Consider the following 2,401-nt stretch of genomic DNA (forward strand, 5'->3'; position numbering starts at 1 on the left):
CCGGGGCACGGTCGGGTCGTCGGGCGGGCGTGACGGGCGCGAGGTCCTGCGGGATCAGGCGCGGGGCCCGGCGGGTGCGGCGTCCATCAGGGCGGCGGCGGTGAACAGCTCCACGCCGACGGTGATGGCGCTCTCGTCGGCGTCGAAGTCGCCCTGGTGGATGTCGCAGGTCGGGCCGCCGGGCGTCCGCACGCCGAGGCGGGCCATCGCGCCGGGCACGTGCTCCAGGTACCAGGAGAAGTCCTCGCCGCCGAGACTCTGCTCGGTCGACTCCACCGAGGCGGCGCCGCGGCGCGCGGTCATCGCGTCCCGCAGCAGCTCGGTACTGGTCGGCTCGTTCACGACGGGCGGCACCCCGCGGATGTAGTTGATCTCCGACTTGGCGCCGTACATGGCGGCCACCTCGTCGACCGCGGCGTGCACCTGGTCGGGGGCGACGCGCCAGCCGTCCAGGTTGAGGCAGCGCACGGTTCCGGACAGTTCGGCGTGCTGCGGGATGACGTTGCAGGCGTGGCCGGAGACGACCTGCCCCCAGGTGAGCGCCAGCCCGGACCGGGCGTCCACCCGCCGGGAGAGCAGCGCCGGGACCTCGGTGACGACCTTGGCCGCGGCGGTGATCAGGTCGGTGGTCAGGTGCGGCCTGGCGGTGTGGCCGCCGGCCCCCTCCAGGGTGACCTCCAGCCGGTCGCAGGCCGAGGTGATCGGGCCCGTGCGCAGTCCGAGGCGGCCGGCGTCGACGCGCGGGTCGCAGTGCAGGGCGAGGATGCGGCCGACGCCTTCCAGCGCGCCGCTCTCGATCGCTTCCGTGGCGCCGCCGGGCAGCACCTCCTCGGCGGGCTGGAAGACCAGCCGCACCGGACGCGGCAGGCGGCCCTCACGGGCCAGCTCGGCGAGCACCAGGCCGGCGCCGAGCAGCACGGTGGTGTGCACGTCGTGGCCGCAGGCGTGCGCGCGGTCCGGGACCGTCGAGCGGTAGGCCACCGACTTGGTGTCCGGGATCGGCAGCGCGTCGATGTCGGCGCGCAGCGCGAGAACGGGCCGCACGCCGTCCCAGGTGCCGGGCGTTCTCGGCTTGATGTCGCAGATCAGCCCCGTTCCGGAGTCCAGTACCCGCGGGTGCAGCCCGGCGCGCTCCAGCCGCGCCTTGATGGCCGCGGTGGTGCGGAACTCCTGATGACCCAGCTCGGGGTGCATGTGGAGGTCGCGGCGGAAGCCCACGAGCTCAGCCCGGAGCGCCTCCGGGAGAGTGCCGGGCAGGGACGTCTCATCGGTGGTCCGAGTGCTGGACTCTGGTGACAGCAGGTGGTTCACCCAACCGAGCGTATGCCCAGTCGGGGGGCCTCCGGCGACTGATCAAGGAAAGTTAAGCCACACAGGGGAAAAATTCACAGTCCTGATGTGCATGAGCGCATACTTGATTGGGTATGGCATGACGTTCGTCACATGGTCGCGTCAGTCGCCCCGCCCGGTTGTTTCCCCGGTTCTCCCGTCGGTCGTTCTCCCGGTTGTTCCCTCGGTTGTCCTGCCGGTTGTCCGCCCGGTCGCGGGCTCGGCTCCTCTCACACGGCGGGCTGGGTCGGTACGCGGGCCAGCCGGTGCACGTCGCGGGCGGTGGTGGTGACGCCGGCCAGGAAGCTCTGCGCCCGCGGTGACGCGTGGGAGGTGAGCCACGCCGGGTCCACGTCGCACACCGCCACCTTCACCTCGGTACCGGCCAGCGCCAGCGGCAGGGTGTGGACCACGGTGGACGGGAAGCTCAGGATGGTACGGCCGATCGGGCCGCGCCGCGCGACGAGCTCCAGCGGCAGGTCGGGGCGGACGATCTCCAGGTCCGCCGCGCCGGATATCCGGTGCAGCTTGTCGGGGCTCTCCCGGCGGTGCGCGAAGTACCGGGTGGCGCCGTGCTTGGCGGTCAGGGCGACCACCGCGTCGAGATAGCGGTCGGCGTCCACCACTCCCGTCTCCACCAGCGAGGTGCCCACCAGGTCGGTACCGCGGGTCAGGCGCGGCGGGCCGAACCGGGCCCGGGTCCACGCGAACGTGTTCGCGGTGACCACCACGTCGCCCGGCGCCTCGACGGGCATCGCGCTGAACACCTCGACCGGCCGCTCGCCGGTCGCGGTGAGGCGTCGGCGGGCCGACGCGGAGACCGGCGCGAACAGCATCGCCCGGGTGCCGCCACCCGCCCCCTTGCGGTGCCAGCGCACCAGGTGCTTGTCGCCCTGCGCCAACTGCGCGACGAACTCCATCGTGGCGGTGCCGTCGTCGACGACCGTCACGGCCGCGTCCGGCCCGGACAGGGACAGGAGCAACTGCACGTAGCGGGAGAACGGGTCGCCGATGACGATGCGGGCCGCCCGGCGCAGCGGGCGGGCCAGCGAGGACACCGTGCGCAGCGGCG

2 protein-coding genes are annotated in these 2,401 nt (G+C 73.2%); both read right to left on the minus strand.

Annotated elements, in window-relative coordinates:
* Window positions 1–54 precede the first annotated feature (54 nt).
* The gene (locus tag ACYVE9_RS23205; protein WP_461029838.1) at window positions 55–1,311 is read right to left on the minus strand and encodes a M20 family metallopeptidase; all 1,257 of its coding nucleotides are present in this window, start codon (window positions 1,309–1,311) and stop codon (window positions 55–57) included.
* Window positions 1,312–1,559: 248 nt separating this feature from the next.
* The coding region (locus tag ACYVE9_RS23210; protein ID WP_461029839.1) for a hypothetical protein at window positions 1,560–2,401 on the minus strand (842 nt) is incomplete at its 5' end.

It is taken from the genome of Streptomyces sparsus (assembly GCF_054776295.1).